Source organism: Flavobacterium collinsii (assembly GCF_902804485.1).
Classification (GTDB): Bacteria; Bacteroidota; Bacteroidia; order Flavobacteriales; family Flavobacteriaceae; genus Flavobacterium; species Flavobacterium collinsii.
This window is the reverse complement of record NZ_CADCST010000093.1, coordinates 109,789-116,405: the sequence shown is the minus strand read 5'-3', so window position 1 is coordinate 116,405 and position 6,617 is coordinate 109,789. Positions and strand designations below refer to the sequence as shown.

6 protein-coding genes are annotated in these 6,617 nt (G+C 33.5%); 5 read left to right on the top strand and 1 reads right to left on the bottom strand.

All coding sequences use genetic code 11. The features are described 5' to 3' along the window. Positions 1-333: 333 nt before the first annotated feature. Entirely contained in the window at positions 334-633 is a 300-nt protein-coding gene (locus tag FLA105534_RS14315; protein ID WP_173966801.1) for a hypothetical protein, read from the top strand. A gap of 83 nt (positions 634-716) precedes the next feature. Here the strand turns inward: FLA105534_RS14315 and uvrA are convergent, their stop codons facing one another. Next, entirely contained in the window at positions 717-3,512 is a 2,796-nt protein-coding gene (gene uvrA, locus FLA105534_RS14310; protein WP_173966800.1) for an excinuclease ABC subunit UvrA, read from the bottom strand. A gap of 85 nt (positions 3,513-3,597) precedes the next feature. Between uvrA and FLA105534_RS14305 the strand changes: the two genes are divergently transcribed. From FLA105534_RS14305 to FLA105534_RS14290, 4 genes are all read left to right on the top strand, one after another. Continuing rightward, positions 3,598-3,738 carry a hypothetical protein gene (locus FLA105534_RS14305; protein WP_173966799.1) on the top strand — a complete coding sequence of 47 codons (141 nt, stop codon included), beginning with the start codon at positions 3,598-3,600 and terminating at the stop codon, positions 3,736-3,738. A 281-nt stretch (positions 3,739-4,019) separates the two neighbouring features. Then, positions 4,020-4,604, top strand: a complete 585-nt coding sequence (locus FLA105534_RS14300; protein ID WP_017498745.1) for an RNA polymerase sigma factor — start codon at positions 4,020-4,022, stop codon at positions 4,602-4,604. 51 nt (positions 4,605-4,655) lie between these two features. Beyond that, on the top strand, positions 4,656-4,799 hold the full coding sequence (locus tag FLA105534_RS14295; RefSeq protein ID WP_173966798.1) for a hypothetical protein: 144 nt from the start codon (positions 4,656-4,658) through the stop codon (positions 4,797-4,799). A 743-nt stretch (positions 4,800-5,542) separates the two neighbouring features. Beyond that, positions 5,543-6,607 carry a tetratricopeptide repeat protein gene (locus tag FLA105534_RS14290; RefSeq protein WP_173966797.1) on the top strand — a complete coding sequence of 355 codons (1,065 nt, stop codon included), beginning with the start codon at positions 5,543-5,545 and terminating at the stop codon, positions 6,605-6,607. The last annotated feature ends 10 nt before the right edge of the window (positions 6,608-6,617 follow it).

Sequence of the window (6,617 nt, the reverse complement as noted above, 5' to 3'; positions counted from 1 at the left end):
GTATAGAGTATAGAGTATAGAGTATAGAGTATAGAGTATAGAGTATAGAGTATAGAGTATAGAGTAGAGAATGTAGAATGTAGGAATAAAGGGTAACGTGCTGATGTTCTGGGTGTAGTCTTAAAATTTTAACAGTTTTTCATTTTGTGGTTAATTTTATAAAAATTAACTTTAGCTAAGAATTCGATAACACTTTGTGCTGTGAGCTAAAGATATCTTACTTATGACAATAAAAGTGTGTGTTGTGTTGTTTATTAAATTGGAATACTTTTTGGAATTTTAAAATTGTGGAGTAATTGTAGTAGTATTTGGATTAATTTTTAACAGATTATTATGAAGAACGGTCAACTCAGCCAAGAACAAAGCTTACAAGTATTTTCTAATATGATATCAAATAAAATTCATAATGGATTTACACTAGAAGAACGAAATGATGAATTACTTTTCGCTGTTCTTACTAAAGGAGGAAAGGTAGTGAATCATAGTTTAAATTTTATGATCTTTTGCCTGACCTTGGGATTATGGTCATTTGCATGGCTTTATCTAACAATAGAAGCCTCTAAGCAGAGAAAGGTATTAGTTGCTATCGACGAAGATGGTTTTCCTTTTGAAGAAAGATGTTTAGTTGCGTAGTAACTTAAAAACGAAAAAAAGTCCAAATACCAATACAATTAGCGTATTGGTATTTGGATTTTTTTATTGGAATTTTATTAGAGTTATAACTTGTCTTTCAAATATATCCCGGTAACCGATTCTTTTACTTTTACAATATCTTCGGGAGTTCCTACGGCAAGTAAATGTCCTCCGTTTTCACCACCTTCGGGTCCCAGATCGATAATCCAGTCGGCGCATTTTATAAGGTCGAGATTGTGTTCAATTACTATGATGGAATGTCCTTTTTCGATTAAGGCATCAAAGGAGGCCATTAATTTTTTGATGTCATGAAAATGAAGACCGGTTGTAGGTTCGTCAAAAACAAATAAAGCTTTGTCTTTTGTAACACCTTTTACCAAAAAGGAAGCGAGTTTGATACGCTGTGCCTCACCACCCGAAAGAGTAGATGAAGATTGCCCCAATTGTACATAACCCAAACCTACATCCTGCAGAGGCTGTAATTTTTGTGTAATTTTGGATTGTTTGTTTTTGTCAAAAAAAGCGATTGCATCATCAATAGTCATGGTTAGAATATCGTTGATGTTTTTTTCGTCGAAATTGATTTCTAAAATTTCTTTCTTGAAACGTTTACCGCTACAGGTTTCACAGGGTAACGAAACATCGGCCATAAAGACCATCTCGACGTTTATAGAGCCTTCTCCTTTACAGGTTTCGCATCGGCCTCCATCTACGTTAAAAGAAAAGTGTTTGGCCTGATAGCCTCTTATTTTTGATAGTTTCTCTTTTGCATACAAGTCACGAATATCATCGTACGCCTTGATATAGGTTACCGGATTGGATCTTGAACTTCTTCCAATTGGATTTTGATCAACGTATTCAATATGTTTTATTTGCGAAAAAGAACCTTTTATTTCGCTAAACTGACCTGCTTTTTCGGCAGCATTGTCCAGTTTTTTTTGCATAGCCGGAAATAATATCTTTTTAATCAGCGTACTCTTTCCGCTTCCTGAGACTCCTGTAATTACCGTTAAAACGTCTAAAGGAAAAGTAACGTTGATATTTTTTAAGTTATTCTCTCTTGCTCCGACAATATCAATATGGTTTTTGAATTTTCGTCTTCTTTTTGGGACAGAAATTTCCAGATCACCGTTCAGGTATTTGGCAGTAAGGGAGTCTGATTGTAAGATTTCATCATAAGTACCCTGAGCTACTAGATTCCCTCCAAAAGTTCCGGCTTCGGGGCCAATATCAATAATCATATCGGCAGCTTTCATGATATCTTCATCATGTTCTACTACAATTACCGTATTGCCTAAATCACGAAGTGACAGTAAGACTTTAATTAATCTCTCAGAATCTTTAGGATGCAGACCAATACTTGGCTCGTCGAGAATGTACATCGATCCAACCAAACTGCTTCCGAGAGAAGTGGCGAGATTAATACGCTGTGATTCACCACCGGAAAGTGTTGCCGAGTTTCGATTTAAAGTCAGATAATCTAAGCCTACTTCGGTCAAAAAGGACAAACGATTGTTGATTTCAATCATTAATCGTTTGGCGATTTGCTGTTCGTAAACATTTAGATCGATGTTTTTGAAAAAAGTAACTAAATGTTTAATGGGTAAATCGACTAAATCTGAAACCGTTTTTTCGTTGATTTTTACGTAAGAAGCCTCTTCGCGTAAACGTTTTCCACGGCAAACGTGACATTTTGTTTTTCCGCGGTAACGGGACAACATGACACGATTTTGAATTTTATAATTTTTCTCTTCAAGTTCTTTGAAAAAATCATTCAGACCTTGAAAATACTGGTTTCCTTTCCATAATACCTCTTTTTGTTCTTCAGAGAGTTCAAAATAGGGTTTGTGAATCGGGAAATCAAATTTATAAGCATGTTTTACCAATTCATCTTTGTACCAGCTCATGCTTTCGCCTCTCCAGGGGTAAATGGCACTTTCGAAAACAGATAAGGAAGTATTTGGGACGACCAAATCGGAGTCGATGCCTATAATATTTCCGTAACCTTCACAAACGGGACAAGCTCCATACGGATTATTGAAACTGAATAAATGAACGTTGGGTTCTAAAAAGGTAATGCCATCTAATTCAAAATTATTAGAATAGGAGAATCTTTTATCGGAGTTTAATTCCTGTAAATAACAAATGCCTTTTCCTTCAAAAAAAGCAGTCTGTACAGCATCAGCCAGACGGTTGTAGAATTCTTCTTCGTCTTTAACCACGATACGGTCAATAATCAGCAATATATCCTTATTGTCCAATTGATGAAGATCCGCTGGCGAAAAATCATCGAGACGAACCATTTCATTGTTGACTAAAATACGGGCAAATCCTTGTTGCAATAGTACTTTTAACTTGTCTTCTAACTGTCTGCCTTCTTCGAGATGGATAGGGGCAAGAAGCAGCCATTTACTATCCAGTTCCAAAGTTTTTACATCGGTAATTACATCGGTAACCGTGTTTTTTTTTACTTCTTGTCCGGAAACCGGGGAATAAGTACGACCAATTCGGGCAAACAAAAGTTTTATGTAATCGTATATTTCAGTCGAAGTTCCAACTGTAGAACGGGCATTGGTGGTGTTTACCTTTTGCTCAATTGCGATAGCCGGCGCAATACCTTTTATGTATTCTACTTTTGGTTTATCTAAACGTCCCAAAAACTGACGTGCATAGGAAGATAAACTTTCTACATAACGGCGCTGTCCTTCGGCATACAATGTATCAAATGCCAAACTTGATTTACCAGATCCTGAAAGACCTGTGATAACAACAAGTTTATTTCGGGGTATTGCAACATCTACATTTTTTAAATTATGTACCTGCGCTCCTTTAATGATAATATTATGTTTTGGGTCGAGTGTCGAAAGATCAATTTGCATAAAAAAAGTCAATTTCTACAAAAGTAATCAATTTTGGTTTGAGTTTTGTTAATCAGATTGTTCCAAATTCTAACAGAATTGAGTTTTGCAAAAAGAATATAATGACAAGAAATTAGGAATTAAAAATCGATTGCATGCAAGTGAAAAAACGGTAGAAGCAATTAATAGAAATAACGAAGAGAATTTTTACTGTAAACTTGATATAACAGTTGTTTTTGGTGGGTAATTGCTTAGTTTTTAGTGTTTTGTATCTTATTTTTTGTGTTAAAATAGTGGTGATTGTTCCATTTTTTTACTTGAAATAAAACGAAAAAATAGTGTGTACTGCAATAATTAACGATTTATTGTTAATTATTCTTCTTTTTGTTTGCTTTTTAAAATATTAATTTGTTAAATTTGGTCAAAATATTAACATAACTACATAACCCAAAAAGCCACGCCTATACAAGAAAACTACTTTTTATAAAATTACTCCAAATTTTAAATAGAAACTAAAAAAGTAGTATTATGGCTGATGTGCATATTCCGGACGCTCTATTGGTGAAAAATTATGTCGAAGGCAACGAAAATGCTCTTGCGACATTAATTAAAAGGCACGAGTCTAAGATATATGGTTTTATATATTCAAAGATTGCAGATAGAGATATTTCAAATGATATTTTTCAAGACACTTTTATTAAGGTGATCAAAACCTTAAAAAGTAATTCCTATAATGAAGAAGGTAAATTCCTGCCTTGGGTAATGCGTATTTCTCACAATCTGATTGTAGATCACTTTCGTAAAACCAAAAAAATGCCAATGTACAGAGAAACCGAAGAATTTTCGATATTTTCGGTCATGTCTGATGATTCTTTAACAATCGAAAATAAAATGATTTTTGATCAGGTCGAAGTTGACTTAAAAAGAATAATCGAAGAGCTGCCTGAGGATCAAAAGGAAGTGCTGGTAATGCGTATGTATCAGGATATGAGTTTTAAAGAAATCTCTGAACTTACAGATGTCAGCATCAATACGGCATTGGGAAGAATGCGTTATGCTTTGATGAATTTGAGAAAAATAATTGATAAACATCAAATTATTTTAACCAACTAATACTAATTAGGATATTGCTTCGTTATACTATAATAAAAACGTTTTGACGGTATGGCGAAAATTTACTCTAAAAAGGCATTAGCTTCTAAAGATTTAAAACCTAAAAAAGAAGTCATTTCTTTTTTATTGAATTATTCACAAGCATTGACAGTTGTGAAAATTGAAAATAAAAGTTTTGAAATTATAGCTAATTAAACAGCCCACTCCATTTGTCGGATGTTTATTTCGAAAGAAAAACCAGATGGTCGTTCTGGTTGAAAGCTCACTATTTGCATGAAAATGCGGGTAGTGAGTTTTTTTTTGCTTCGATTGGTTTAGGGGTAAGAACTGTTTAGTGTTTTTTAAATCGTGATTTTTTCCTGTAGATCCATTCTTTTTTTTGAATGACTCTATTCGGTTTATACAGTATGTGTGCTGTTACAGAAGAGTTGTAATGTGTTTAATCTCAGGGTTTTTGAATGTTTTTGGAATTAAACTTCGTGATCCTAATATTTTTATATGCTTCTTCATGGTAGGGAGTGAGTTCTCTTTGAATTTTAGGAGGATAATTTGTTAAATTTCTATATTTTATTTGAATTTCATTTATTTATTTTATATTTAGCTTTATTTTAGTTAAAAAGTAAATTTTTATGTAATGATTTTGCTCTATATTAGCGATTTGTGTATTAAAAACCTTTCAATATATAGAAAAACTTATTTTAGAGTGCCGCTTAAAAATGTATAACCAAAACCACATAATTTATGAAGAAAAACTACCCACACTTAGTTTTGTTTGTTGTTCCTCTTGGTATTTTGTAGAGAATAGTAAGAATGGTGAGTTATCGTTTGATATTTAAAGGAATGATATGGCGGTTTGTGCTGTTTTCGCTTAAATGTTTTCGATAGTATATCTCATGAGATTGCCCTAAAATCTATTAAACAACTAAACCAAACCGAAAATGAAAAAGAACCTCAAGATGTTCTCGTTACTAGTAATGATTAGTATTGGAGCATTTGCTCAAAAAGATGAATTAAAAGAAGCGCAGTCTTATTATGGTAAAGGAAAAAACCAGGAAGCTTTAGCCGTTTTAAAAAAAATAGAATATTTGATATTGAATGCGCCGGACGAGATAAAGACTGAATATTTTTTTACAAAAGGAAATATTTACAAGGATCTGGCAGCTAAAAATATAGACGCTGCAAGTAATTTTACGTTGGCATTGGCGTCATATCAGGATGTATTGTTGTATGAGAATGAGTCCCGCAACTACAAGTATGCATTTAAAGCGAATTCTGCTTTAAAAGAAATGAAATCGAAATTGGTTGATGGCGCTTACAGCGATTACAAAGTTGGGAAATTCAAAGAAAGTGCTGATAAGAGTTACGAAGTTTATTTGTTTGATAAAAAGGATACTTTGAACTTGTTTAATGCAGCCTCTTCTTCTATAACCGGTAAAGATTACAACGCGGCAATTAAATATTTTGAGGAGCTTAGAAAGCTTAATTATTCAGGAAAAGGAATGCTTTTCTATGCGACTAATAAAAAAACAAAACAAGAAGAAGCTTTTGTGTCGATGAGTGCAAGGGAGTCAAGTATCAATGAAGGTCTTTATGAAAAGCCAAGAAATGTAAACCCGCCTTCGAGAAAAGAAGAGATTCTGGTTTCTTTAGCCTATTCGTATTTAGAGAGAAATGATTTTCGTAACGCCGAAAAATATTATGAAGAAGGGGTGAAAGTTAATCAAAATTGTATAACCTGCTATATTAATCTTGCTTATGTTAAAGTGCAGTTTAGAAAAGAAATACAGGATCAGATGTCTTCATTGGGAACCAGTGCCAGTGAAATGAAGCAGTATGATAAGTTAGAAATTCAGAAAGATGAAGTTGTGAAAAGTGCAATCCCGTATCTTCAAAAGGCATTAGCGATTGAACCCAAAAATGAAGGTGCTGCAAAATCGCTTTTGGGTATTTACAGAACGTTGAATATGACAAATGAATACAATGCTCTTAAAAGCAAGCTGTAAAAGGTAAATT